General features: G+C 69.5%; 24 protein-coding genes. 13 read left to right on the plus strand and 11 right to left on the minus strand.

Going from position 1 to position 23,759, the window contains the following annotated elements:
- Window positions 1-60 precede the first annotated feature (60 nt).
- Together AC1D2H_RS06420 and AC1D2H_RS06425 are read right to left on the minus strand one after the other, a co-directional pair.
- Entirely contained in the window at window positions 61-2,004 is a 1,944-nt protein-coding gene (locus AC1D2H_RS06420; RefSeq protein ID WP_478010331.1) for an alkyl/aryl-sulfatase, read from the minus strand.
- Between the two features lie 14 nt (window positions 2,005-2,018).
- The gene (locus AC1D2H_RS06425) at window positions 2,019-3,614 is read right to left on the minus strand and encodes a GMC family oxidoreductase (RefSeq protein WP_478010332.1); all 1,596 of its coding nucleotides are present in this window, start codon (window positions 3,612-3,614) and stop codon (window positions 2,019-2,021) included.
- 108 nt (window positions 3,615-3,722) lie between these two features.
- Here AC1D2H_RS06425 and AC1D2H_RS06430 point away from each other — a divergent pair, with 108 nt between their 5' ends.
- Window positions 3,723-4,625 carry a LysR family transcriptional regulator gene (locus tag AC1D2H_RS06430; protein ID WP_478010333.1) on the plus strand — a complete coding sequence of 301 codons (903 nt, stop codon included), beginning with the start codon at window positions 3,723-3,725 and terminating at the stop codon, window positions 4,623-4,625.
- Window positions 4,626-4,628: 3 nt separating this feature from the next.
- On the opposite strand, the gene AC1D2H_RS06435 is transcribed toward AC1D2H_RS06430, so the two are convergent.
- Complete coding sequence (locus AC1D2H_RS06435) at window positions 4,629-5,417, minus strand: YybH family protein (protein WP_478010334.1); 789 nt, start codon at window positions 5,415-5,417, stop codon at window positions 4,629-4,631.
- 60 nt (window positions 5,418-5,477) lie between these two features.
- Entirely contained in the window at window positions 5,478-6,374 is an 897-nt protein-coding gene (locus AC1D2H_RS06440) for a LysR family transcriptional regulator (protein ID WP_478010335.1), read from the minus strand.
- A 140-nt stretch (window positions 6,375-6,514) separates the two neighbouring features.
- Between AC1D2H_RS06440 and AC1D2H_RS06445 the strand changes: the two genes are divergently transcribed.
- Window positions 6,515-7,276 (plus strand): SDR family oxidoreductase, encoded by a 762-nt coding sequence (locus AC1D2H_RS06445; RefSeq protein WP_478010336.1) that lies wholly within the window; start codon window positions 6,515-6,517, stop codon window positions 7,274-7,276.
- Between the two features lie 13 nt (window positions 7,277-7,289).
- Window positions 7,290-8,183 carry an SDR family oxidoreductase gene (locus AC1D2H_RS06450; protein WP_477929099.1) on the plus strand — a complete coding sequence of 298 codons (894 nt, stop codon included), beginning with the start codon at window positions 7,290-7,292 and terminating at the stop codon, window positions 8,181-8,183.
- On the opposite strand, the gene AC1D2H_RS06455 is transcribed toward AC1D2H_RS06450, so the two are convergent.
- Window positions 8,184-9,377 (minus strand): DUF4382 domain-containing protein, encoded by a 1,194-nt coding sequence (locus AC1D2H_RS06455; protein WP_477929101.1) that lies wholly within the window; start codon window positions 9,375-9,377, stop codon window positions 8,184-8,186.
- A gap of 90 nt (window positions 9,378-9,467) precedes the next feature.
- The gene (locus AC1D2H_RS06460) at window positions 9,468-10,421 is read right to left on the minus strand and encodes a LysR family transcriptional regulator (RefSeq protein ID WP_478010337.1); all 954 of its coding nucleotides are present in this window, start codon (window positions 10,419-10,421) and stop codon (window positions 9,468-9,470) included.
- Window positions 10,422-10,534: 113 nt separating this feature from the next.
- Here AC1D2H_RS06460 and AC1D2H_RS06465 point away from each other — a divergent pair, with 113 nt between their 5' ends.
- Complete coding sequence (locus tag AC1D2H_RS06465) at window positions 10,535-11,398, plus strand: oxidoreductase (protein WP_478010338.1); 864 nt, start codon at window positions 10,535-10,537, stop codon at window positions 11,396-11,398.
- A gap of 1 nt (window position 11,399) precedes the next feature.
- Here the strand turns inward: AC1D2H_RS06465 and AC1D2H_RS06470 are convergent, their stop codons facing one another.
- Window positions 11,400-11,918 carry a dihydrofolate reductase family protein gene (locus AC1D2H_RS06470; protein WP_478010339.1) on the minus strand — a complete coding sequence of 173 codons (519 nt, stop codon included), beginning with the start codon at window positions 11,916-11,918 and terminating at the stop codon, window positions 11,400-11,402.
- A 3-nt stretch (window positions 11,919-11,921) separates the two neighbouring features.
- Window positions 11,922-12,344, minus strand: coding sequence for an arsenate reductase (glutaredoxin) (arsC, locus tag AC1D2H_RS06475; RefSeq protein ID WP_477929107.1), 423 nt, complete (start codon window positions 12,342-12,344; stop codon window positions 11,922-11,924).
- 106 nt (window positions 12,345-12,450) lie between these two features.
- Here arsC and AC1D2H_RS06480 point away from each other — a divergent pair, with 106 nt between their 5' ends.
- Complete coding sequence (locus AC1D2H_RS06480) at window positions 12,451-15,183, plus strand: polysaccharide deacetylase family protein (RefSeq protein WP_478010340.1); 2,733 nt, start codon at window positions 12,451-12,453, stop codon at window positions 15,181-15,183.
- A gap of 158 nt (window positions 15,184-15,341) precedes the next feature.
- Window positions 15,342-15,500 (plus strand): hypothetical protein, encoded by a 159-nt coding sequence (locus AC1D2H_RS06485; protein ID WP_478010341.1) that lies wholly within the window; start codon window positions 15,342-15,344, stop codon window positions 15,498-15,500.
- Window positions 15,501-15,509: 9 nt separating this feature from the next.
- On the opposite strand, the gene AC1D2H_RS06490 is transcribed toward AC1D2H_RS06485, so the two are convergent.
- Complete coding sequence (locus tag AC1D2H_RS06490) at window positions 15,510-15,923, minus strand: SRPBCC family protein (protein WP_478010342.1); 414 nt, start codon at window positions 15,921-15,923, stop codon at window positions 15,510-15,512.
- Window positions 15,924-16,093: 170 nt separating this feature from the next.
- On the opposite strand from AC1D2H_RS06490, the gene AC1D2H_RS06495 reads away from it, so the two are divergent.
- From AC1D2H_RS06495 to AC1D2H_RS06510, 4 genes are read left to right on the plus strand one after another with little or no spacing between them, the layout of a single operon-like run.
- Window positions 16,094-16,342 carry a hypothetical protein gene (locus tag AC1D2H_RS06495; protein ID WP_477929115.1) on the plus strand — a complete coding sequence of 83 codons (249 nt, stop codon included), beginning with the start codon at window positions 16,094-16,096 and terminating at the stop codon, window positions 16,340-16,342.
- A gap of 37 nt (window positions 16,343-16,379) precedes the next feature.
- Window positions 16,380-17,195: a S1 family peptidase gene (locus AC1D2H_RS06500; protein WP_478010343.1), complete on the plus strand. Its 816-nt coding sequence runs from the start codon at window positions 16,380-16,382 to the stop codon at window positions 17,193-17,195.
- Window positions 17,196-17,240: 45 nt separating this feature from the next.
- Window positions 17,241-19,472 carry a helicase-related protein gene (locus tag AC1D2H_RS06505; protein ID WP_477929119.1) on the plus strand — a complete coding sequence of 744 codons (2,232 nt, stop codon included), beginning with the start codon at window positions 17,241-17,243 and terminating at the stop codon, window positions 19,470-19,472.
- A 6-nt stretch (window positions 19,473-19,478) separates the two neighbouring features.
- Window positions 19,479-19,835: a hypothetical protein gene (locus AC1D2H_RS06510; protein WP_478010344.1), complete on the plus strand. Its 357-nt coding sequence runs from the start codon at window positions 19,479-19,481 to the stop codon at window positions 19,833-19,835.
- Window position 19,836: 1 nt separating this feature from the next.
- Here AC1D2H_RS06510 and AC1D2H_RS06515 read toward each other — a convergent pair whose 3' ends face one another.
- Window positions 19,837-20,637 carry an SDR family NAD(P)-dependent oxidoreductase gene (locus tag AC1D2H_RS06515; protein WP_478010345.1) on the minus strand — a complete coding sequence of 267 codons (801 nt, stop codon included), beginning with the start codon at window positions 20,635-20,637 and terminating at the stop codon, window positions 19,837-19,839.
- A gap of 114 nt (window positions 20,638-20,751) precedes the next feature.
- Between AC1D2H_RS06515 and AC1D2H_RS06520 the strand changes: the two genes are divergently transcribed.
- The 3 genes from AC1D2H_RS06520 (at window position 20,752) to AC1D2H_RS06530 (ending at window position 22,739) form a co-directional block, all read left to right on the plus strand.
- Window positions 20,752-21,699: a GlxA family transcriptional regulator gene (locus AC1D2H_RS06520; RefSeq protein ID WP_477929124.1), complete on the plus strand. Its 948-nt coding sequence runs from the start codon at window positions 20,752-20,754 to the stop codon at window positions 21,697-21,699.
- Between the two features lie 60 nt (window positions 21,700-21,759).
- Entirely contained in the window at window positions 21,760-22,077 is a 318-nt protein-coding gene (locus tag AC1D2H_RS06525; RefSeq protein ID WP_478010346.1) for an EthD family reductase, read from the plus strand.
- Window positions 22,078-22,157: 80 nt separating this feature from the next.
- Window positions 22,158-22,739, plus strand: a complete 582-nt coding sequence (locus AC1D2H_RS06530; RefSeq protein ID WP_478010347.1) for a hypothetical protein — start codon at window positions 22,158-22,160, stop codon at window positions 22,737-22,739.
- Here AC1D2H_RS06530 and AC1D2H_RS06535 read toward each other — a convergent pair.
- The gene (locus tag AC1D2H_RS06535) at window positions 22,736-23,755 is read right to left on the minus strand and encodes an NAD-dependent epimerase/dehydratase family protein (RefSeq protein WP_478010348.1); all 1,020 of its coding nucleotides are present in this window, start codon (window positions 23,753-23,755) and stop codon (window positions 22,736-22,738) included. The genes AC1D2H_RS06530 and AC1D2H_RS06535 overlap by 4 nt on opposite strands.
- Window positions 23,756-23,759 lie beyond the last annotated feature (4 nt).

The following is a 23,759-nucleotide window of genomic DNA, read 5'->3' on the forward strand; positions in this document are numbered from 1 at the left end:
CATTCCAATCCGTGGGGAGGAATGGCCGATTCTGCATGCAGCCCGCCGGACGCGCGGATGTCAACGTGTGACGATGGGAAAGGTGCCCGTCGCCTTGTCCATCAGGCTCAGAAAGCGCCCCAGGTCGATCTTGCTGCCGCTCACCTTGACGTCGTCAGACAGCAGCAGATCCTTGGCGCCCGCCGTGCCAGCCATCATGCGAACGAAGAAGCCCTTGGTCAGCGTCAACGTGGCGTTCGCATCCGCGGCCGGCTCGGCGCGGCGGTGGTGCAGCACGGCGTTCTCTATCCACAGCACGTAGGACTCTTTCGTGTCGGTCAGCACCAGGTTGATCTTGAAGTCCTTGCCCTCGGCGGCGGGGCCGTTGAGGCCGGCGGCCATGGCTTCGAGGAAGCGCTCGATGGGCGTCTGGGCCAGCATGTCCAGGAAGGCCGCACGGTTGACGCCCTGCTTGGGCGCGCCGCCGCGCAGCTCGGCCGCAGCCGTCAGATAGCTGTTGCGCCAGGTGGAGGCTTCGGCGACGAAGCCGAGCTGGTCATAGGCGCGCGCCAGCAGCTCGCGCGCCGCCTGGTTGCCGGCGTCGGCGAAGACGACGTGGTTCAGCAGCTCGGCGGCCCAGCGGTAGTCACCCTGGTCGAAGGCGGTCTGCGCGGCGGCCACGGCCTTGTCGGCGCCACCGGCCAGCGCCACATAGCGCTTGGCGACGTCCACCGGCGGCAGCGGGTCGAGGTGGGCCGGGTTGCCGTCGTAGGCGCCGAGGTAGAACTGGTAGACGGCCTTCACGTTGTGGCGCAAGTCGCCGTAGTAGCCGCGCGCGCCGAAATGGTTCTGCAGCGACTTGGGCAGGCGGATCTGGTCGGCGATCTCGGCCGGCGTCAGGCCGGCGTTGATGAGGCGCACGGTCTGGTCGTGGGTGTATTTGTAGACGTCGCGATGCTTGGTGATGAAGTCGGCGATGCGCTCATGCCCCCAGACGGGCCAGTTGTGCTGGCCGACATAGACCTCGGCGTCGCCGAGCTGGTCCAGCGCGCTCTGCATATAGCCGGCCCAGCGCAGCGCGTCGCGCACCTTGGCGCCACGCACCGGCAGCAGGTTGTGCATGGTCTGCGCGAGGTTCTCGGCGCCGCCGTAGAGCTTGAGTGACGGCACCGAGAAGGTCATCTCGGCCGGTGCCTCGGCGCCGGGCACGTTGTGGAAGACGAAGCGCACGCCGTCCAGCAAGCGCTCCTCGGTGGGCTGGGTGATGAGGTCGGTGGGCGCCAGCACGCCGAAGGTGCCGTAGCCCACCGCCTTGCCCAGGCCGGTGTCGACCAGGCCCTTGGCAGAACGCTCCAGGTTCTTGCCGAACTGGAAGTGCGAGCGGCGGCCCATGGCGGTGCCGACCATGACGTTCTCGCTGGTGGCTTCTTCCATGAAGCCGGCGGAGGCGATGACGGGCACCGTGCGCGCCTGCTCGGGTGTCAGCACGCCCAGGGCGCCGCCGAAATGGTCGATGTGGCTGTGCGAGAACAGCAGGGCGGTGACGGGCTTGTCGCCCAGATGCTTGCGCGCGAAGGCCAGGGCCGCGGCAGCCGTCTCGCGGCAGGTCAGCGCGTCGACGACGATCCAGCCGGTCTGGCCTTCGATCAGCGTGATGTTGCCCATGTCGAAACCGCGCAGCTGGTAGACGCCGTCGACGACCTTGAAGAGGCCGATCTGCGCGTTCAGCTTGGCGTGGCGCCACAGGCTGGGGTTGACGCTGGAGGGGGCTGCACCATCGACGAACTTGAAGGCGTCGAAGTCGATGAGCACGCTGCCATCGGCCGCGAGGATCTTGCCCTCGGGGCGGGCGATGAGGCCGCGCTTGGCGTCCTCGAAGCCTTGGGCCTCGTCCAGCGGCAGCGACTTGGCGAACTCGGCGTTCGCTTGCACCGTCGTGGCGCTGGCGTCGCCGGATGGGACCGCAGATTCACGGCTGCAGCCGGCCAGGGCCAGGACTGCGGCGAGCAGGGTCAGTGTTTTCATCCGTGGTCTCCGAGTCAGCGCGCGTCCGCGCGGATGAGATCGGCGGCCTTCTCGCCGATCATGATGGTGGGTGCATTGGTGTTGCCGCCGATCAGCGTCGGCATGACGGAAGCGTCGACGACGCGCAGGCCGCCCACGCCGTGCACGCGCAAGCGGTCGTCGACGACGGCCATCGCATCGCGCCCCATCTTGCAAGTGCCCACCGGGTGGTATTGCGTGTCGGCGCGAGCGCGGATGTCGGCGATGAGGCCGGCTTCGTCATCGGCGCGCACCGGGTAGAGCATCTCGCCGCGGATGCCGTCGAAGGGCGAGGACTCGACGAGGCGCTGCTGGATCTGCGCGCCCTTGACGAGCAACTGCAGATCGCGCTCGTCGCTGAGGAAGCGCGGGTCGATGCGCGGTGCGGCCAGCGGGTCGGGCCCGGCCAGCTCGACGCTGCCACGGCTGTGCGGCCGCAGCACGTCCACATGGCAGGAGATGCCATGGCCCCAGTGCAGCTTGCGGGCATGGTCGTCGACGATGCCGAGCACGARGACGAGCTGCAGATCCGGCACCGCCACCTGCGGGTCCGAGCGCAAGAAGGCGCCGGATTCGGCGATGCTGCTCGTCAGCAGGCCGGTGCGGTGGCGCCGCCATTCGCCGACGGCACGGGCCAGCCGCACGCCACCGCGCAGCGACACACCGAAGGTGGGCGTGGCCGAAGGGCAGCGCCAGGTCTGCACATGGTCGATGTGGTCCTGCAGGTTCTGGCCGACGCCGGGCAGGTCGCGCTGCACGTCCAGGCCCATGCGCTGCAGATGGGCACCGGGGCCGATGCCGGACAGCATCAGCAACTGGGGCGAACCGAAGGCCCCCGCGCTGACGATGACCTCGCGGCGCGCACGCACGAGGCGCGAGGCGCCGCCGACGCGGTAGTCCACGCCCACCGCGCGGGCGTTGGCCAGGCGCAGCTTGGTCGCTTTCGCGTGCGTGATGACCTGCAGATTGGGGCGGTCGAGATTGGGCGTGAGGTAGGCCTTGGCCGCGCTGCAGCGCTCGCCGTTGACCTGCGTCACCTGGTAGATGAAGGAGCCGAATTGCTCGGCGCCGTTGTAGTCGCCGATATTGGGCAGGCCCTGCAGGGCCGCGGCGGCGAGGAAGGCCTGGTTGATGGGGCTTGGGCTGCGCGGCAGCGTGACATTCAGCGGCCCATCGCGGCCGTGCAGCGGGCAGTGGCCGAACTGCTCGTTGTGCTCGGCGCGGCGGAAATAGGGCAGCACCTCGTCATGGCTCCAGCCGCTGTTGCCCAGGCTGGCCCAGTGGTCGTAGTCGTGGCGGTGGCCACGCACATAGAGCATGGCGTTGATGGAGCTGCTGCCGCCCAGGGTCTTGCCGCGCGGCTGGTAGCCACGCCGGCCGTTCAGGCCGGGCTGGGGCACGGTCTCGTAGGCGTAGTTGTTGATGCGCGTGGGCACCATGGCGACGACGCCGGCCGGCGCGTGGATGAGGGCGCTGCTGTCCGGCCCGCCGTTTTCCAGCAGGGCCACCGTCACGCCGGGGTCTTCGCTGAGCCGCGCGGCCAGCACGCAGCCCGCCGAACCGGCACCCACGATCACGTAATCGAACTCCACAGCGCTTGTCTCCTCCAGCCTCTGAGCGGGCCGGGGAGCGAAGGATGAAAGCCGGCGGGTATTACGTCCAACGCATAATTAGTCGGCATTCATTGCGTGGAGCGCATAGTGAATCTGCGCCAGCTCTCCCACCTGATCGCGCTGGCCGACGAGGGCCGCTTCGTCGCCGCGGCGGAGCGCGTGCACCTGAGCCAGGCCGCTTTCAGCCGCAGCATCCAGGCCCTCGAAGCCGACTGGGGCCTGCGCCTGTTCGAGCGCGGTCCGCTGGGCGCCGTACTGACGCCGGCCGGCCGCACGCTGGTGGAGCGCGCGCGCCGCCTGGTCTTCGATGCCGACTGCCTGGAGCGCGATGCCGAGCTGCTGCGCGGCGGCTTGCTGGGCGAGTTGGCCTTTGGCGCCGGGCCCGTGCCGGCGGCCGTGCTGGTGCCGCCGCTGCTGGCCGAGTTGCGCCGCCAGGCGCCGGGCGTCGTCGCCCGCGTGCGCTACGGCAATGTGCCCAGCCTGCTGACGCTGCTGACCGACGAGGCCATCGAGTTCTTCGTTGCCGACCGGCGCATGCTGACCGACGCGAGCCGGCTGGAGATGGCGCCAGTGGCCCAGATCTACGGCGGCGTCTACGTTCGTGAGGGCCACCCGCTGYTGGGCGCGGCGAGCGTGACGACGGCGGACCTGACGCGCTTCGGACTCGGTGTCGTGTCCACGTCACCGCAGCTCTTTGTCTACATCGCTCAGGGTCTGGGCTTCGCCAGCCCGGGCGAGCTGCCGGTCGTCGTCGAATGCGATGACGTCACCACGCTGGCGCGGCTGGCGGCCGACGGCGACATGCTGGCGCTGCTGCCACGCGCCCTGCCCACGGCCATCGAACTGGGCCTGCAGCCGCTGCGCGGCGTGAAGACCTTCGGCGATCTCTACGTGGACGCCCACGCCGTCTGGCTGCGCGGCCGCACGCTGGCGCCGGCGGCGGAGACGGCGATCCGGCTGTTCAGGGCGGTGGCGGGTTCGGGCAGCTGACGATCAGCGGGACGGCTTCACGCGCCGGGCGGCCGTCTCGATGCCCCAGGTGACGAGAGTGAGCTTCTGGCGATCACTCGCGAAGCGCAGTTCGAACGGGCGCTCCAGGGCGAAGTAGTGCGTCGGCGAGGCCGGCACAAAGGTCAGCTTGATCGACTGGCCTTCCAAGGTGCCTATCAATCGTCCGCCCTCGGCGATCAGGTGTAGCCGCATGGGTTGAGGCAAGTCCAGCTGCCATGCACCCTGGCGGGACCGCACCGCGGCCTCGGGCTGCCTGGCGGCGATGAAGGGCAGGCCGCCATCACCCGTCACCGGCGTCGCGGTCTCGGCGACGAGCCGCCATTGGCCATCCTCTTCACGCGCCCACAACGCCGTCCAGCGCGTGCTGCCCTGCCGGGGCAGGCCGCCGAAGTAGGTGAAGCTGCCGCGCTCCAGGCCGCTGAGCAGCACCACGCTGTCCGACACCCGCAGGCTCTCTTCCTCCAGCGTCTCGGACGCGACCTGGCGAAGCTGGTCGTTGCCGCGCCGGATCGCCAGCTGCGCGGCCGTGACGCGGCGGCCGCCAACGTCGGTGTAGACATAGCGCTTGGACAGGCCCTGCAGATAGGTGGCCATGTCACCGCGCCCATGCGCCGTGGACAGCTCGGCATCGCGGGCCTTGACCTCGGCGATCACTGGGTCTTCCGCCTCGGCGGCCCAGCCGATCGACTGGCCCAGCAGACCGGCGGCGACCAGCGCGACGAGGCGACCGCAGCGGCGCCACGGATCAAAGCGAGTGCAAGAGATCGGCATGGAAGGCTCCCCTTGCCAGGATCGCCCCGGCAACACGCATCCTAGTAGTTCGCCCGCCGCTCAGCTCGCCGCCGCCATCCTCTCCGCCAGCCAGTCCACAAACACCCTCACCCGCGACGACAGCTGCCTGGCATGGGGATACAGCACATAGACCGGCATCGGTGCCGGCTGCCAGTCGGCAAACACCTCGACCAGCTCGCCGCTCGCCAGCTCCTTTTCAAAGTTGTAGCGCGGCGCCTGGATGAAGCCCAGGCCGGCGAGGCAGCAGGCGCCATAGCCTGACGCGCTGTTGACGCTGACCGGGCCGCGCAGCACCAGGCTGTGCGGCTGGCCGTCGATGACGAAATCGAAGGGCAGGATGCGGCCGCTGCCGCCGATGTAGTTGACGGCCTGGTGCTCRTTGGCGAACTCCTCCAGCGTGCGCGGCAGGCCACGGCGGGCGATGTAGTCGCGGCTGGCACACGTCACCTGGCGCAGCTGGGCCACGCGCCGGCCCACCATGGACGAGTCCTTGGGCTCGCCCGAGCGCAGCACGCAGTCCACGCCTTCGCGCACGAGGTCGACAAAGCGGTCGCCCAGGCCGATCTCCAGTTCGACGTCGGGGTAGCGGGCATGGAAGTCGCCGAGATAGGGCAGCACGAAGCGCTGGGCCTGGTTGCCCTGCATGTCCACGCGCAGCTTGCCGCGCGGCTTGAGCTGGGCGCTGCGGAACAGGTCCTCGGCCTCGCCGACGTCCTGCAGGATCTGCTGGCAGCGCAGGTGATAGGCCTGGCCGTCCAGCGTCGGGCTCACGTGGCGCGTCGTGCGGTTGAGCAGGCGCACGCCCAGGCGCGCCTCCAGCTGCTGCACGGCCAGGCTGACCGAGGCGCGCGGCAGCTGCAGCTCGTCGGCGGCCTTGGTGAAGCTGGCCAGGTCGACGATGCGCACGAAGAGGCGCATCGCATCGAGTCGGTCCATGGCCGTTTGGCTCCAATTGTTTAGATGGACTGGATTGTTATGTCTCGTTCTGCTGATTTATCCGAACCAGCTCGAACAATACATTGAACTCACAGGGCCGCCACCGGTCCTGCCATCCAACCCCAACGACTGGAGCACCCGTGAGCAACACCACCACTTCTTCTTCCTCTTCCCGCGTCGCCATCGTCACCGGCGCCTCGCGCGGCATCGGCGCGGCGATTGCGCAGCAACTTGCCGCCGATGGCCATGCCGTCGTCGTCAACTACGCCGGCAATGCCGTTGAAGCGCAAAAGGTCGTCGATGCGATCGTGGACCGTGGCGGCCGCGCCATCGCCGTGCAGGCCGACGTGGCCGACGCGGGCGCGGCCAAGCTGCTGTTCGACGCCGCCACCGAAGCCTTCGGCGGCGTGGACGTCCTCGTCAACAACGCCGGTGCCATGGCCAATGAACTGCCCCAGCTGGCGAACACCAGCGACGCTACTTTCGACCGCCTCTTCGACATCAATGTGAAGGGCAGTTTTTTCGCCATGCGCGAGGCGGCCAAGCGCCTGCGCCACGGCGGCCGCATCATCAATTTCTCGACCAGCGTCATCGGTCTGGCCCTGCCGGGCTATGCCGTCTACGCGGCCACCAAGAGCGCCATCGAGACGATGACGAACATCCTCGCCAAGGAGCTGCGCGGCAAGAACATCACCGTCAACGCCGTGGCCCCCGGCCCGACCGCGACGAATCTGTTCCTGAACGGCAAGACGCCCGAGCAGGTCGAGCGCCTGGCCAAGATGGCGCCGCTGGAGCGCCTGGGCCAACCCGAGGACATCGCGACGATCGTCGGCGTGCTGGCCGGCCCGCAGGGCGGCTGGGTCAACGGCCAGACGGTGCGCGTCAACGGCGGCATCGTCTGAGGAGGACTGCAGCATGAGCCAACAAGTCATCCTCGTCACCGGCGCCTCCAGTGGCATCGGCAAGCTGAGCGCGCTGGCCCTGGCCACCGCCGGCCACACCGTCTACGCCAGCATGCGCGGCGTGACCGCCAAGAACGCGGACAAGGCCCGCGAGCTGCGCGACTGGAGCTTCGCCCGCGGGCTGGACCTGCGCGTCGTGGAGCTGGACGTGCTGTCGCAGCCCAGCGCCGATGCGGCCGTCGCCACCATCGTGGCCGAACAGGGGCGGCTGGACGTCGTCATGCACAACGCCGGCCACCTCGTCGTCGGGCCGACCGAGGCCTACACGCCGGAGGAAATCACGGCCGTCTTCGACACCAATGTGCTGGGCGCCCAGCGCGTCAACCGCGCGGCATTGCCAGTGCTGCGCGAACAGCAGCGCGGCCTGCTGCTGTGGATAGGCAGCACGACGACGCGCGGCGGCTTCCCGCCCTTCCTCGGCCCCTATGCGGCGGCCAAGGCGGCGATGGACTCGTTGGCCGTGACGATGAGCTTCGAGCTGGCCCGCTTCGGCATCGAGACCAGCATCGTCGTGCCCGGCGCCTTCACCAGCGGCACGGATCATTTCGCCAACGCCGGCAAGCCGGCCGACGCGGCCAAGGCCACGGCCTATGCGCGCTACGCCGGCCTGATGGACCAGATCGGCGCGCGCCTGACCGCATTGATGCCGCCCGAGGCCGACCCGCAGGCGGTGGCCGACGAGGTCGCGCGCATCGTCGGCCTGGCCCATGGCCAGCGACCTTTCCGCTCGGTGGTGGACTTCATGGACGACGGCGCGGCCGCCGTCACCGAGGTAGCCGAACGCATGCGCGAGGAATTCGCCGCGCGCATCGGCATCGCGGATCTGCTCAGGCCGGCCGTCGTCTGATCAGAAGCTGAAATTGACCGGCGTCACGCCGCCAGCCGTCACCACCACCGGGGTCATCACCTGGGTCGTGCCGTTGAGATTGGCATTCAACGTGTAGAGCAGATCGACACCGCTGGCGCCGGAGATGAAGTTCAGCATGGCCGGCGGCGCGGCATAGGTTGCCACCCAAGGCGGCGCGGCCGGCAAGCGCAGCGTGTAGGCGCCGGTGGTCGAGTCCGACAGGGTCTCGGCGATCGTCACGACGCGCCCGCCGCTGAGTTGCTGGGTCGCCCGGACGCCGGCGGTGGCGGCCACGTCGGCAGCCTTCACGCTGCCCAGAACCTGGCCGTCGACGGCGGCCACGGGTGTCAACGGCGCGGCCGAGGTACTGACAGCGGTCACGGCGCTGGCTGTCACCGGCACGCCCGTCACGACCAGCGTGGCCCGCGATGTGGCCTTGACAACGAGGTCGTAAGTGCCCGCCGCCACCGGTGCCAGCACGAAGCGGCCGCTGGCCTCGGGCGTGGTGGCCTTCAGCACGACGCCGCCCTGTTGCAGGCTGACGACCGTGCCGCCATTGGCGACGCTGGCATCCACATAGCCGCTGACGCCCGACAGCAGATTGGGCACGACGGAGACGACGGGCTTGAGCAGGTATTGCCCCGAGTTGCCTGCGCTGACGACGGATTTGCAGGCGTCAAAGTCAAGCACGAAGTCGGCCAGCTGGTTGGCCGCGATGTCGATGTTGGCATTGAGCTTGAGGCCGCTCGTCTGGCCGCTGGGCGTCTTCAGCGCGACCTCGCTGCCACCGCTGGGCACCACCGAATTGGCCAGCGGCGTGGCCGTGCTGTTCTCGGCCAGCACCAGGCGCAGCTGGGCGTAATGGCCCACGGCCAGCGGTACCTGGCCGAGGCTGGCGAGCACGCCGTTCTGCAGCTCCAGCAGGTCGAAGCGCTGTGTCGGTCCGACCGTCAGATCCGTCCAACCCGCGCCGTCCTCGCTGGCATCGGCGCTGGCGTTGACGCGCACCTTTTGTACGGTCACATAGACATGGTCGAAGCCGCAGGCTGGCGCGTCGGTGAGGCTGAGGGCGAGGGTGCCCGAGATGTTGTTGGACGGTGTCGTGACGACCGGCGCACCGCCATCGTCGCCACCCCCACCGCAGGCCACCAGGACCAGGGCTGCCGCGCATGCACTCAGGGTTGGGTACTTCATGAGAACCTCCAATCGTGACCCCTCCCCGCCAACAGTGTTGGCTTTCGCCATGTGCCCAGGCTTTACGAATCGCGTCGGGTTGTTACCCGCTCACCGTCGCCTGCGCGCGGCGGCGGCCAGCTCCTGAGGGCTGACCACCCAGGCCGGATTGCCCACCACGCGCTCGACGACGAGGTCGATGAAGGCGCGCACCCGCGCCGGCTGGGCCACGCGGCTGCCGTAGTAGAGGTAAAGGCCGAGGTGGGCGCAGACATGCTCGGTCAGCAGCGGCACGAGCTGGCCGCTGCGGATCAGCGGCGCCGCGGTCGCGCCGACGAGCTGGCCGATGCACTGCCCGGCCACCACGGCATGGGCCTCCAGCTCGACGTCGTTGGTCATGAAGATCGAAGCGACGTCGCGCCCGACGATCTCGTCGCCCACCAGGAACTCCCAGGGCATGGCCTTGCCCGTGCTCGGGTGGCGGAAGCCGCTGCAGCGGTGGCGCGCCAGCTCGTCGATGCTCCGCGGCGCCCCGTGGCGGGCGATGTAGGCGGGCGCGGCGCAGACGATGAGCTGCAGCGGCATCAGATGACGCGCGATCAGCCCCTCGCCCGGCGGCGTGCCGGCCCGAAAGCCCACGTCGACGCGGTCCGCCACCCAGTCGCCGATGCGGTCGTCCAGCTGCACATCGGGTTCGACATCGGGATGACGGGCACAGAACTCCTCCAGCACCGGCCACAGCACCGGCAGCATCAGCGAGCGCGCGGCCGTGATGCGCAGTGGCCCGGCGATGACATCGCGGCCCTGGCGCGCCCCGTGCAGCGCGCGCTGCAGCGCCTGCAGGCCGGGCGCGGCGGCGCCGAGAAAGCGCTCGCCCTCCTCCGTCAGGCTGAGCCGGCGCGTCGTGCGGTGGAAGAGGCGCACGCCGAGATAGCTCTCCAGCTGCGTCAGCGCCTGGCTGGCCGCCTGCGGCGTGATGCCCTGCGCCACGGCGGCCTGGCGCAGGCTACCCAGCTCGGCAGCCTTGGTGAAGGTGGTGATGGCGCGCAGTTCGTTGAATGCCATTGTCACGATTCACTTGCTAATCAATGACGAGATTCTGCGCTAGTTGAATATCAATCGCGATCCTAAATTTCGCTCCATCGGCCGATCCACCTTCAACACCCAGGAGCCCCCACATGACCACGACCCCCAACTTCAAGCGCGTCTGGATGATCACCGGCGCCTCGCGCGGCATCGGCGCACGCATCGCCGAAGCCGCCCTGGCCCAAGGCGACGCCGTCGTCGCGACGGCCCGTGACGCCGCCACCATCGAGAAGCGCTTTGGCGCCCAGCCCGGCCTGCTGGCCGTGGCCCTGGACGTCACCGACGAGTCCCAGGCCGCTCGGGCCACGGCCGCCGCGCTGGCCCGCTTCGGTCGCATCGACGTCCTCGTCAACAATGCCGGCTACGGCCTGCTCGGCGCCGTCGAGGAGGCCAGCGCCGACGAGGTGCGCCGCCTGTACGAGACCAATGTCTTCGGCCTACTCAACGTGACCCGCGCCGTGCTGCCGCAGATGCGCGAGCGCCGCAGCGGCCATGTCATCAACATCTCGTCGCTGGGCGGGGTCCGTTCGGCCGCGGGTTTCGGCGTCTACTGCTCGACCAAGTTCGCCGTCGAGGGCATCACCGAGGCCCTGCATGCCGAGCTCGCGCCGCTGGGCATCCATGCCGCCGTCGTCGAGCCCGGCTATTTCCGCACCGAGTTCCTGGAAGGCCAGTCCCTGGTCACATCGCCGCGCGAGCTGGCCGACTACGCCGCCAGTGCCGGCCAGGTGCGCGAGGCCGCCAGGCGCATCAGCCTCAACCAGCCCGGCGACCCCGAGCGCCTGGCCCAGGCCATGCTGACGCTGGTGGACGCCAAGACGCCGCCGCTGCGCCTGCCCATGGGCACGGACACGCTGCAGGCGATTGCCGACAAGCACGCCTTTGTCGAGCGCGAGACGGCTGAGTGGCGTGACCTTGCGGCGTCGACGGACTTCCCGAAGCTGCAGGCGGCGTGATTCAGCTCACGACGTCATAGACCAGCATCTGGATGCCGCTGGCCAGGCTGCGCGACGACACCAGCGCCAGCCGCTGCGCCGCGCCGGCCGGCAGCAGCGGAATGCCCTGCCTCAGCAGCACGGGCATGACGGCCACTTCGAGGCGGTCCACGAGACCCGCCTCGAAAAGCTGGCCTGCCAGCTCGCTGCCGCCGAACAGCCAGACATCGCGCTGCGAAGCCTCGGCCTTCAACGCGGCGACATGGCCGGCAATGTCGTCGCGCACGACGGTCACCTCGGGATGCGCCTTCGGATCCAAGGTGCGCGACGCCACGATGACGCGCTTGCCGCGCAAGGGGTTGGCATCACCCTGGGCCAGCATGACCTCGAAGGTCTTGCGGCCCATGACGAAGCTGTCGAACTCGGCGAACAGCGCCGCGAAGTCGATGCTCGCGTCCTCGACGATCCAGCCATAACCGCCCTCGGCATCGGCGATGAAACCGTCCAGCGCGGCGGCGCAGTTGTAGCGAAGGCGGCGCATGGCTCAGCCGCGGCGTTTGCCGCTGTCGTGCACGACCTCGCCATCGCTCTTCGTGAACGGCGGCAACGGCCCGACGGGCAGCAACTCCAGCACCGCCTCGGACGGCCGGCACAGCGCGGTCCCCAGGGGCGTCACGACGATGGGGCGGTTCAGCAGCACGGGGTGCTGCTCGATCGCATCCAGCAGCGCGTCGTCGCCCAAGGCCGGGTCGCCCAGGCCGAGTTCGGTGAACACGGCTTCCTTGTCGCGCAACAGCGCGCGCAGCGGCTGGCCCGTCGCCGTGGCGATGGCGCGAATCTCGTCGCGGCTCGGCAGCGCGTTCATGTATTCGACGACATGCGGCTCCAGGCCGGCATGGCGGATCAACGCGAGCACATTGCGCGAGGTGCCGCACTTGGGGTTGTGGAAGAGGGTGATGTCGCTCATGGCGCTACCTTAGCCTGTGTGGCGACGCCGGCCAGGCGCTCGGGGGGTGTCGCTGTCAGCAGCGCCAGCAGCCCCACAATCTCGCGGCTGACTTTTTCACCCCGCAATGCGCCTCATCTCACTCGCCCTGCTGACCACCGCCTTTGCCCTGCCCGGCTGCAACAAGCGCCTGGCCGACGTGCCCGCCGCGTTGCCGGCCGCCTCCGCGGCACAGGACAGCAGCGCGACGGCCAGGCTGCGCGAGGAGGGCGACGGCCTGCTGTCCCTGCACCGCCAGATCGTCGTGCTGATGGACGGCGAGGCCGCGCTGCCAGCCGCCCAACGCCGCGAGGTGCAGGCCCTGGGCCAGCAGCTCTTCCATGAACTGCTGCAGCGCCAGCAACGCCTGGCCGATCTCGCGCTGAAGCCGGAGTCGCTGGAAGCCACCGCGGCCCTGCTGACGCGCATCGAGAGCGAGCCCAGCTGGTTCGATGCCGACCGCCTGGCCTTCAAGGAAGTGCTGGGCCAGCTCGCCACGGGGTTGAAAAGCGCGCAGACGCTGGATGGCATCAAGCTGGCACGCCGCGCCCAGGAGGATCTGGACACGCTGGCCGAGGTCGAGAAGGCCTATGAACAGGAGCTGAAGGAAGTCTTCGGCGGCTTTGCCAAGCGTGGCATCGAGTTGAAGCGCGAGCGCTGGAGCGATTACGTCGCCAAGCTGAAGGCCCTGCACACTCGCGATGCCGTCATGAAGCAGCACGGCGCCCAGCTGCCTGCCGCGGCCGACCTGGCGCCCGAGCCGGCCGCGTCTGGCGCCATGCGCGGCGTGGCCGCCAAGGAGCGCGAGGTCTTTGGCGACAAGCTGCCGCCCAAGACCGTGCTGCTGACCTTCGACGACGGCCCGCATGCGCGTTACACCGACGAGATCCTGGAGATCCTGAAGCGCTATCAAGCCCCGGCCGTGTTCTTCCAGCTCGGCCAGAACCTCGGCAAGGTCGACGCCGCCGGCAAGCCGCTGCCGGGCAATGGCAGCGCCGTCGCCAAGCGCGTGCTGGCCGCCGGCCACCAGCTCGCCAACCACAGCTTCACGCATGGGTTGATGAGCAAGTTCGAGCTCGTCAAGGTCAAGGAAGAAGCCGCCAACACGGAGGCGCTGCTGGATGCGGCGGGTCGCAACGGCGACGCTTTGTTTCGGTTTCCCTATGGCGCCCGCAACGACGGCGCTTTGACCACCATCGAGGCGCTGAAGCTGCGCTCGATGATGTGGAACGTCGACTCCCTGGACTGGAGCGACCCCATCCCCAAGAGCATTGCCGCGCGCGTGATGGCCGAGCTGGACAAGCAGCAGCGCGGCATCGTGCTCTTCCACGACATCCACGCCCGCACCGTGCAGGCCCTGCCGCTGGTGCTGGACCAGCTCGCCGCCGAGGGTTGGCGCTTCGCGAGCTTCAAGGACGGGCAGTTCGTCGTGTCCTCGGAGCGCACCGCCGCGCCGCCTCCCACCGCTGGCGAGCTGTATCGCGACAGTCATGCCCTGGTCATCGGCATCAACCAATACACGGCCTGGCCCAAGCTCTCGCACGCGGTGCGTGACGCCCAGGCCGTGCGTGAGTCGCTGGTCACGCGCTTCGGCTTTCGCGCCGACAACGTCACGCTGCTGACCGACGCCGAGGCCACGCGCGCCAACATCCTGAAGGCGCTCAACGAACGCTTCGGTGATGCGAAGCGCGTCAAGCGCGACGACCGCGTCTTCGTCTTCTTCGCCGGCCATGGCAGCACGCGCAAGCTGCCCAGCGGCCGCGAGGTCGGCTATATCGTGCCAGTGGATGCGGGGCTCAACGACCTGCAGACCGACGCCATCGCCATGCCCCAACTGCAGGAAGTGGCCGAGGCCATCACGGCCAAGCACGCGCTGTTCGTCATCGACGCCTGCTACTCGGGTCTCGGCCTGACGCGGGGCGGCTCGGCGGCGGCCGACAGCAACTTCGCCCGCACCAACGCCCGCCGCATCGGCCGCCAGATGATGACGGCCGGTGGCGCCGACCAGCAGGTGGCCGACGACGGCCCGGGCGGCCATTCGGTGTTCACGTGGACGCTGCTGCAGGCCCTGAACGGCAAGGCCGACCTGAACGGCGACGGCCTCATAACCGCCACGGAACTGGCGGCGTATGTGGCGCCCGCCGTGTCGTCCATCGCCCACCAGACGCCGGCCTTCGGCAGCCTGCCAGGCAGCGAGGGCGGCGAGTTCATCTTCGAGCTGCCGGTGGCCCAGGAGCCCGCGCTGAGCGGCGCCGTGGCCCAGCTCGACGACAAGGCCAGCCAGTTCGCCGCCAAGCTCGACGAGGCCAGCAATGCCGGCCGCCAGGTGGCCGCTGCGGCCAGTGGCGCAGCCAGTTCAGTTCAGGTCACCATCAAGGGCCTGGACGGCAAGGACCAGGCGTTGGCCGCCACCACCGCCCGCGTCGACCCCGGCGCCCGCGTCACCGCCCAACGCGCCAACGACCGCGGCCTGCAGCTCTACCGGGAGCGCCGCTACGACGAGGCCGAAGCCGCGTTCAAGGAGGCTTTACAGCTGCAACCGAAGTTCGCGCTGGCCGCCAACAACCTCGGCTTCGTGCTGTACCGGCGCGGCAAGCCGGCCGATGCGGCCGTGTGGTTCGAGAAGGCCGTCGAGATGGACGGCAGCCGGTCCCTGGCCTGGCTCAACCTCGGCGATGCGCGCCTGCTGGCTGGCGACGAGGGCAAGGCGACGGCGGCCTACAAGACCTTCCTGGAGCTGGCGCCCAAGCATGCACGCGCGGCGGAACTGCAGGCGTGGATTGCGAATCCGTCGGAGGGGACGCGGCCGAAGCCGGTGTGAGCTGCAGGCTGATCTCAGATGGAAGTCGACTCGACTCTGATGCTCTGCGCCGCCGCAATTGGCGCAGCTCAGGTGTTGGATTGCAGCCTGCTTCGGTCGGGCCGCAAACAAGGCAAGACAGCCTTTGCCTTCTCCACTCGTGGTTGGCCGGAGTCTTTGTGGCCCAGCTCGCCGCATGGGTGCTGTACGTCGTCGTCCAGATGACGCGCGGCCGCGCAGCGGAAACCTTTGAAATCTCGCCGTCGGAGGCGCTGGCGGGCGGTGTGTTCGGAGCGTCCTATGCCATCGCTTCCTTGGTCGCTTGGTTCTGGCGCTGATGTCATCAGCTACTTCTCAGCGCTGCACTCCATCAACGCCTTCAACGCCCTCAAATCCCTGCGCACATGCGCCGCATCCTGCTCAAAGGCCTGATCACTCGCCCCCGCCATCCTCAGCACGACGAAGCTCAGCGCACAGCCCTCATCCACCGGTGTGACGCGGAAAGCGTTGTGCGTGGTCACGCCGTCCGGCGTCGTCACGTCATGGTCCAGCACGCCGAAGTCGTTGCGCGGCGCCATGCGGATCTGGATGCGGCCCATGGGTGAATCGGCCACCACCCAGTGGTCGCCTTCCGGTTCGATGTCGGCCGTCGCCAGGCCCGAGGCCCAGAGGTGCAGGTTCTCGCGCCGGCGGGCGAACTCGTAGACCTGCTGCGCCGGCGCGGCGACGGTTTCGCTGACGACCTTGATTTCGCGTGGCATGCAGACCTCCGGTGCGGTGGAGCTTGTCACAGGGACTGGCGGGTAGGCAAACCGCGCTCCTGCTGGCACTGCAGGCCGGCGAGATTCAGCCTGCAGACATCAGCCCGTCCTCATCCTGTGTTCCACTCCGCCTTGAAGTCTGTCCGTGCTGATGTCTTCCGGAGATCTTGATGCCCTCATCTGCCTCGCTCCCCGCCGCAACCCGACGCGACGTGCTTCGCGACGAGTTGCTCGCCACCGTCGGCCTGCTCAAGCAGCGACGCGCGGCCGAGATCGCGGAGGGCTATATCGACGACTACGTCGCCATGCACTGGATGGAATGGCAAGGCGGCACGCTGCGCCTGACGACGACCGGCGAAAACGTCTGCAAGCACCTGAAGGCCTTGCTGGCCCGCACCGCGCCGCGCTCCGCCATCTGAGGGCGCCACGGGCCTGGCCCGAGGCCCAACCATCGCCATGCCCACCATCGATCCCCTGCTGCTGGCGACCGTCCGCATCGCCACCTTTGACGGCAGCAAGGGCCTGACGAACGCGACGGGCTTTTTCTTCCGGCGCGACGACCGGCTCTACCTGGTCAGCAGCCGCCATGTCTTCATCGACGAAGAAAGCGGCCATCTGCCCGACCGCATCGAGATCGAGCTGCATGGCGATGCGGAGAACCTGGCCGACTCCATCGGTTGGTCGGCGCTGCTGTACCACGATGGCCTGGCGAGTTGGCGCCAGGGCGGGGACGACGGCGGCGACATCGACGTGGCCGTGCTGCAGATCGACCACGACGCCCTGCCCCCCACGGTCGCGCTGGCGGCGTTCACGCCCGAGAACCTGCCCGCCGCGGACGAAGCGGTCGCCATCGGCGAGGCGGTGCTGATCCCGGGCTTTCCGCTCGGCTTTCATGACGGGCTGCACCATTTCCCCGTGCTGCGCCAGGGCATCGTCGCCTCGCCCTACGGGTGGCGCTTCCAGGGCATGGGCTGGTTCCTGACCGACGCGCGGACGCATCGCGGCATCAGCGGCGCACCTGTCGTCGTGCGCGCGCCAGGCCGCACGGCACTGCCCTGGTTGCTGCTGGGCATCCATTCYACGCGGCTGGACATGGGCAACCGCGACCTGGCGGTCGACGAGTCGCTGGGGCTCAACGCGTCCTGGTATGCAGACATCCTCATGACGCTGACAGAAGAAGCGCCCGTCTCCCCGCCAGACGACGTGGCCGACAAGCCTGAGGGCCCGGCAGCGACGCCGCCGCCGAAAGTGCAAGGCGACGCCCCGGCCTGAAGGCGCCGGCGGGCCCGCCCGGCGCGCCTGTGTTCCACTTCCGCCGTGAAGTCCCTGTCCCCCGAATCCCGCGAATCCCGGCCGCCTGCGCCGGCCTTTCCCCTCCCGCAGCCCCGCCACGCCGCACGACTGCCCGCCAGCCTCGCGCCCGAGGACTGGGCCCGCATCCGCCAGGCCGCCCATGCCCTGCCCCAGGTGCTGGTGCCGGACGATTTCGACGACGGCAGCGACGAGTCGCTGGACCGCCTGGGCTGCATCCAGATCTCCAAGGCCGCCGGTGGTGGCCGGCCGAGCCGCTGGATCCTGCCGGTCCACATTCCCGTAGCCCTGGCCCAGCTCGAAGCCACGCCGCAGACCAACACGCTGCGCCCGCAGCTGCAGCAGCGCCTGCACCAGCTGGAGAGCCTGGGCCTGCGCCGCGAAGGCCTGCTGTTCACGCGGCTGTGCGTGCACCCGATCACGCTCGTGCACGAGGGCTGGCGCATCGACCTGTCGCACCGCGTGCCGGTGCCCGAAGAGCCGGTCTGGGCCTTCTTCCGCGATGGCGATGCGGCCGCGCTGCGGCACGGCCTGGGCCAGGCGCCCGAGTATTCCTACAAGGCCGAGCTGACGCTGCACATCAACCACCTGATCGCACGCAGCGAGGCCATGGGCCACGGCAGCCAGCTGGCCTCGCTGCTGCCACGCCTGCAGGCCGAGTGCAGCGTGCCCATGCCCTACGAGGACCTGAAGGCCGCGTTGACGCGGGCCCAGGACCGCTGGGAGCAGACGGTCGAGGAACAGGACACCCTCGCCAGCCTGGGCCGCGAGCTGGCCTTCCAGGGCTACCCGGACAGCTTCGACGCGGCGCGCAAGCTGGGCCGCAAGGTCACGCTTTATCTCGGCCCGCCCAACAGCGGCAAGACCTATTCGGCCTTCGAGCGGCTGGGGCAGGCGCTGGACGGCGCCTATCTCGCGCCGCTGCGCCTGCTGGCGCTGGAGGGCCGCGACCGCCTGGTAGGCCGCGGCGTGCCCTGCTCGCTGCTGACCGGCGAGGAGAGCGTGCCGGCGGCGGACGCGCGCGTCGTGAGCAGCACCATCGAGATGGTCAACACGCGCGACATCGTCGACGTGGCCGTCATCGACGAAGCACAGATGATCTTCGACGACTCGCGCGGCTGGGCCTGGACCCAGGCCATCGTCGGCGTGCCGGCGCGCGAGCTCATCATCATCGCGTCGGCCTATGCCGCGCCGGCCATCGAGCGCCTGCTGCAGCTGTGCGGCGAGAAGCCGGAGACGCGCGTCTTCGAGCGCAAGCAGCATGTGCAGCTGATGCCCGCCCCGGTGCCGATGACGCATCTGCACGCCGGCGACGCGGTCGTCGCCTTCAGCCGCCGCGACGTGCTGATGCTGCGCGACCAGATCTCGCAGAACGGCCATGCCGTCAGCGTCATCTACGGCGCGCTGCCGCCCGAGGTGCGCCGCCGCGAGGCCGAGCGCTTCGCCGTCGGCGCGAGTGCCGTGCTGGTCGCGACCGACGCCATCGGCATGGGCCTGAACCTGCCCATCCGCCGCGTGCTGTTCTCGACGCTGACCAAGTTCGACGGCGTCGGCGACCGCGAGCTGTCGGTCAGCGAGGTGCACCAGATCGCCGGCCGCGCCGGCCGCTACGGCATGCACGACGAGGGCTTCGTGTCGGTGCTGAAGGAGGCCGAGGCCGACGCGATGAAGACGCTGCGCTCGCTGCTGCCCAAGGAGCCGCGCGCGCCGCGCGACTTCAAGGCTCCGGTGGCGCCGAACTGGCGCCATGTGCAGACCATCTCGCGCCGCATGGGCGTGGACAAGCTGCACGCGGTGCTGAGCATCTTCATGCAGCAGCTGCGCCTGGACGACGCCCACTTCGCCGTGGCCGAGCTGGAGCAGATGCTGGAACTGGCCGAGGCCCTGGACCGCAATGCGGCCGCGCTGCCGCTGCAGGAGCGCTTCCGCTACGCCCAGGCGCCGGTGGACTCGCGCCTGCCCATGCTGGTGGAGCAGTTCCACGGCTGGGCCACCAACCACGCCCGCACCGGCAAGGCCGGCGAGCCGCATTTCCTCGACGAGTACGACCAGCACGGGCGCCTGGACCGCATGGAGCAGGCGCTGCGCATCTGCACGCTGTGGCTGTGGCTGGACCTGCGCTTCCCCGAGGTCTACGGCCACCTGGAAGAGGTCATCGACCTGCGCGCACGGCTCAACGACGGCATCGAGCGGCAGCTCAAGGGCAAGAAGGCGCTCTGGCAGCGAAGGGGACGCTAGGTCGGGATGCGCAGGATCCTCGCCATCATCCTGCTGGGCATCCCGCCCCTGCTGCTGATTCGGTGGGACAGCCGCCACGGCAATGCCGTGCCGAACTGGCTGATGCTGACGGTCTGCGCGCCGCTGATCATCGCCGTGCTGGCCGCGGAGTTCTCCGGCAAGGACGAGGTCAGCGACGCCGGCCGGGCCATCGGCAACTGGCTGCTGTTCCTGCTGGGCCTCTTCGGCATGGGCATCGGCATGGTCAGCTTCGCGCTGCGGCACGAGTCGACCTGGCTGGGCCTGTTCGGCGTGTTCGGCTGGGCGTTGCCGCTGGGCGCGCTGATGACCATCGCCGCCGTGGCTCGCGCGCTGCGGGGCTGACTCAGGCCGCCGCGTAGCGCGGCGCCGGCGTGTTGCTCGACAACCGCCCCGACATCGCCTGCCGCGCCGCCTCATAGGCCAGCAAGGGCGCCTCATCGTGCAATGGCGGCACCGTGATGAGCTCGCCGCGGTCGAAGCCGACCAGGGCGGCGTCCACCAGGGCCTCGGCCGACATGACCCACTCCTTGGGCAGATGCTCGACGGCCAGTCCGCCACGGGCCCAGAACTCGGTCGCCGTCGCGCCGGGCAGCACGGCTTGCACACGCACGCCTTGAGCGGCCAGCTCGTGGTGCAGGGACTGGCTGAAGGCCGTCACGAAGGCCTTGCTGCCGCCGTAGACGCCGTTCAGCAGCTCGGGCGTGATGCTGACGATGGACGAGATGTTGATGACCGCACCCCGGCCGCGCGCGACGAAGCCGGGCACGGCGGCATAGGTCAGCCGCGTCAGCGCCGTCACATTGAGCTCGATCAGGTGGGTCATCTGCTCGACGTCGGCCTCCAGCAGCTTGGCCGCCGTGCCGATGCCGGCGTTGTTGACCAGCAGCGTCAGGCTGGCGTCGTCGCGCAGGCGCTGCTCGACGCGGGCCCGCTGCGCGGCCTGGGCAAGGTCGGCGACGAGGACGTCGACCTTGCGGCCCGTCTCTGCCGTAAGGCGCGAGGCCAGCGCATCCAGACGGGCGCCATCACGGGCGACGAGGACGAGGTCGTGGCCTCGGCGGGCCAGGCGGTCGGCGTAGACGGCACCGATGCCGGACGAGGCACCGGTGATCAGGGCGGTACCGAGAGGGGAAGTGGTGCTCATGACAGGTTCTCCGAAAGCGAGAGGGTTGGCGTGGGGAGAATTCTGGGGACGAGTGCTCATGTCTCAAATGACGTATACAGTCATGTTTCGAGACATGCATTCCAAGGAGCCGACATGCACCGTCTTGGCTTTGTGCTGAGCGATGGCTTCCAGCTGATGGCGCTGGCCACGCAGGCCGTCTTCGAGTTCGCCAACCTCGCGGCCGAGGAGCAGTTCTACGACTTCGCCTGCTACAGCGTGGCCGGGGGCGACGTGATCTCGTCCAGTGGCGTGCGCATCGGCACGAGGCCGCTGGCGTCCTGCACGCAGGCCGACACCTGGCTGGTGGCCGGCGCTTCCGACCCCATCGTCGCGCCGACCCAGCCCGAGGTGCTGAAGTTCCTGCGCCGCGCCGCGCGCCATGCACGCCGCTTCGCCGGCCTGTGCACGGGCGGCTTTGCGCTGGCCGAGGCCGGCCTGCTGGACGGCCGGCGCGCGACCACGCACTGGCTCTTCTCCCGCGACATGCAGGCCCGCCATCCCGACATCCGCGTCGAGGACGACCGCATCTTCATCATCGACGGCCCGGTCTGGACCTCCGCCGGCATGACCGCCGCGCTGGACCTGTCCCTGGCCATGGTGGAGGCCGACCTCGGCGAGGCCGTCGCGCGTGCCGTCGCGCACAAGCTCGTCATGCCGCAGCGCCGCGCGGGCGGGCAGTCGCAGCACTCGGAGCTGCTGGAGCTGGCGCCCAAGTCCGACCGCATCCAGCAGGCGCTGGACTATGCGCGGGGCCATCTGAAGCAGGCGCTGTCGGTGGAGGAGCTGGCCGAAGTGGCGAACCTGAGCCCGCGCCAGTTCAGCCGCGTGTTCACGGCCGAGACCGGGCAGTCACCGGCCAAAGCCGTCGAGGGGCTGCGCCTGGAAGCGGCGCGGCTGATGATCGAGCAGAGCCGCCACCCGCTGGAGGTCGTCGCGCGCGAAGCGGGCTTTCGCGACCGGCGCCATCTGCGCGAGGTGTTCGTGCGCAACTTCGGCGTGCCGCCGCAGTCGACCCGGCGCGGTGCAAGGGCTTCGAGCTAGCGCCCCGAAACGACCGTCGGTTGCGATGACACTGCCGCATCGCATTCGGAGATGGCTTCCATGATCAAGGTCAGCGTCCTCTACCCCCAGGCGCCCGGCACGCGCTTCGACCACGACTACTACCGCGACCGCCACATGCCGCTGTTGCAGGCGCGGCTGGGGTCGGCCTTGTTGCGCTACACGGTCGACCGCGGCCTGGCCAATGTCGCGGCACCCGATCAGCCTCCCCACTTCGTCGCCGGCTGCGAGCTGTTCTTCGACAGCGTCGAGGCCTACCGGACCGCGATGGCGCCACACGGGCCCGAGATCAGGGGCGACATCCCCAACTACACGGACCGGCAGCCGGTGGTGCAGATCAACGAAGTGGTGGTCGGCTAGAAGACGCCCAGCGTCGCGGAAGCAATCCACCGCGGCACCGGCTGTTTTCTTCCGCGGCGCTTGGCCAGAATGGCCGCACCATGCCTGCATATCACTGCACCGCGATCGGACTGGGCCTGCTGCTCGAAGCCTTCTGGCCTATGGCGGCCCATGCCGCCGACCGAGTTCAGCCGCTGCGTCCCGGCATCAACCACATCGCCCTGAAGGCCGGCTCGCCGCCAGGCATGGCCGTGCTGGCGCATCGCGAGAACTTCAATGCCCACGGCTTCGACGTGTTGACGCTTTACGCCAAGCTGCCCACGATGGCCGACCAAGCGCCGCAGTGGCAGATCGTGCCGCTGTTCGATGCGACGGGCGAGCACCTGGAGCTGCGCGCCTCGGGTGGCGCGGACTGCCTGCTGCACGACTTCCGGCTGCTGCGCGCCGCGCGCGGCCGGGACGCGGCGCTGGTGCTGGCGGAGCGCGAGCTTGGCGAGAGTTTTGCCGCGCCGGCCAAAGTCACTTTCCGCTTCTTCCGGCTGCGCGCCAACGAGGGGGGCGAAATCGGCCGGCCGGTGCTGTATTTCGAGTTCGATCGGGCCCAGAAGGCCAAGGCCGCATATTGCGATGTCGGCGAAGCGATGCGGGCCGAGCTTGGCTTGGCTGCCGACACGCGCCGCTAGACGACACCCAGCGCGATCAGGTCGCGGGCCGTCTGCACGATGGCCTCGCGTGGCGGGCGCGGCACCCAATCCAGCACTTCCCGCGCATGGCTTGAATCCTGGTGCCGCGCGGTGCCCAGCTCGCTGGCCGCGGCGCGCACCGTCGGGCTGACCTTGGCCAGCAGGCGCACCACCCAGTCGGGCATCTGCAGGGTCGGAACCTTGCGCGCCTGCTCGCCCAGCTCGGCGCGCAGGATAGCCGCGATCTCGCGCAGCCACAGGAAGCCGCCGCAGGCGATGAAGCGCTCGCCGGCCATGCCGGGCGCGGTGAGCGCGCGCCAGTGCAACTCGGCCACGTCGCGCACGTCGACGATGCCAAAGCCGATATGGGGCAGGGCCGGCACCTTGCCGCGCAGCAGGCTTTGCACGATGACGACGCTGGCCGAATAGTCGGCGCTGGCCACCGGACCCAGCACGACCGACGGGTTGACCGTGCAGAACTCCAGCCCGCCGCCCTCGCGCGCCACCCAGTCGCGCGCGGCGCGTTCGGCGATGGTCTTGGACTGGATGTAGGGCGGGATGCCGGGCGTCTGCAGCCGCGTCCAGTCGTCCTCGTTGAAATGGTGCTCGCCCGGGCCGTGGCCATAGGAGATGGCGGCCACCGACGAGGTCATGACGACGCGCTGCACGCCGGCGTCGCGCGCGGCCTTCAGGGCGCGCAGCGCGCCGTCGCGGGCGGGAACGATCAGTTCGTTGGCGTCGCGTGGCACGCCCACCGGCAGCGGTGAGGCGAGATGGGCCATGTGGCTGCAGCCGGCGGCCGCCTCGGCCCAGCCGGCGTCAAGCATCAGGTCGGCGGCAAAGCAGCGCAGCTGCTCGCTGGCGCCCACGCCCAGCAGCTGGCGCAGGGCCGCTTCGCGCTTCAGGTCGCGCACGGTGGTGTTCACCTGCCAGCCGGCCGCCAGCAGCTGGCGGATCAGCACGCCGGCGATGAAGCCGCTGCCGCCGGTGACGAGGACACGGGGAGGGGTGTTCATGCGG

The sequence above is a fragment of the Roseateles sp. P1_C1_2 genome (assembly GCF_056406535.1).

Coding starts and splice junctions, on each gene's coding strand:
- AC1D2H_RS06480 (WP_478010340.1), top strand. CDS start 12,451: ATGCGCCTCATCTCACTCGCCCTGCTGACCACCGCCTTTGCCCTGCCC.
- AC1D2H_RS06465 (WP_478010338.1), top strand. CDS start 10,535: ATGACCACGACCCCCAACTTCAAGCGCGTCTGGATGATCACCGGCGCC.
- AC1D2H_RS06435 (WP_478010334.1), bottom strand. CDS start 5,417: ATGCCGATCTCTTGCACTCGCTTTGATCCGTGGCGCCGCTGCGGTCGC.
- AC1D2H_RS06530 (WP_478010347.1), top strand. CDS start 22,158: ATGCCTGCATATCACTGCACCGCGATCGGACTGGGCCTGCTGCTCGAA.
- AC1D2H_RS06515 (WP_478010345.1), bottom strand. CDS start 20,637: ATGAGCACCACTTCCCCTCTCGGTACCGCCCTGATCACCGGTGCCTCG.
- AC1D2H_RS06490 (WP_478010342.1), bottom strand. CDS start 15,923: ATGCCACGCGAAATCAAGGTCGTCAGCGAAACCGTCGCCGCGCCGGCG.
- AC1D2H_RS06510 (WP_478010344.1), top strand. CDS start 19,479: ATGCGCAGGATCCTCGCCATCATCCTGCTGGGCATCCCGCCCCTGCTG.
- AC1D2H_RS06450 (WP_477929099.1), top strand. CDS start 7,290: ATGAGCCAACAAGTCATCCTCGTCACCGGCGCCTCCAGTGGCATCGGC.
- AC1D2H_RS06535 (WP_478010348.1), bottom strand. CDS start 23,755: ATGAACACCCCTCCCCGTGTCCTCGTCACCGGCGGCAGCGGCTTCATC.
- arsC (WP_477929107.1), bottom strand. CDS start 12,344: ATGAGCGACATCACCCTCTTCCACAACCCCAAGTGCGGCACCTCGCGC.
- AC1D2H_RS06420 (WP_478010331.1), bottom strand. CDS start 2,004: ATGAAAACACTGACCCTGCTCGCCGCAGTCCTGGCCCTGGCCGGCTGC.
- AC1D2H_RS06455 (WP_477929101.1), bottom strand. CDS start 9,377: ATGAAGTACCCAACCCTGAGTGCATGCGCGGCAGCCCTGGTCCTGGTG.
- AC1D2H_RS06470 (WP_478010339.1), bottom strand. CDS start 11,918: ATGCGCCGCCTTCGCTACAACTGCGCCGCCGCGCTGGACGGTTTCATC.
- AC1D2H_RS06495 (WP_477929115.1), top strand. CDS start 16,094: ATGCCCTCATCTGCCTCGCTCCCCGCCGCAACCCGACGCGACGTGCTT.
- AC1D2H_RS06525 (WP_478010346.1), top strand. CDS start 21,760: ATGATCAAGGTCAGCGTCCTCTACCCCCAGGCGCCCGGCACGCGCTTC.
- AC1D2H_RS06460 (WP_478010337.1), bottom strand. CDS start 10,421: ATGGCATTCAACGAACTGCGCGCCATCACCACCTTCACCAAGGCTGCC.
- AC1D2H_RS06520 (WP_477929124.1), top strand. CDS start 20,752: ATGCACCGTCTTGGCTTTGTGCTGAGCGATGGCTTCCAGCTGATGGCG.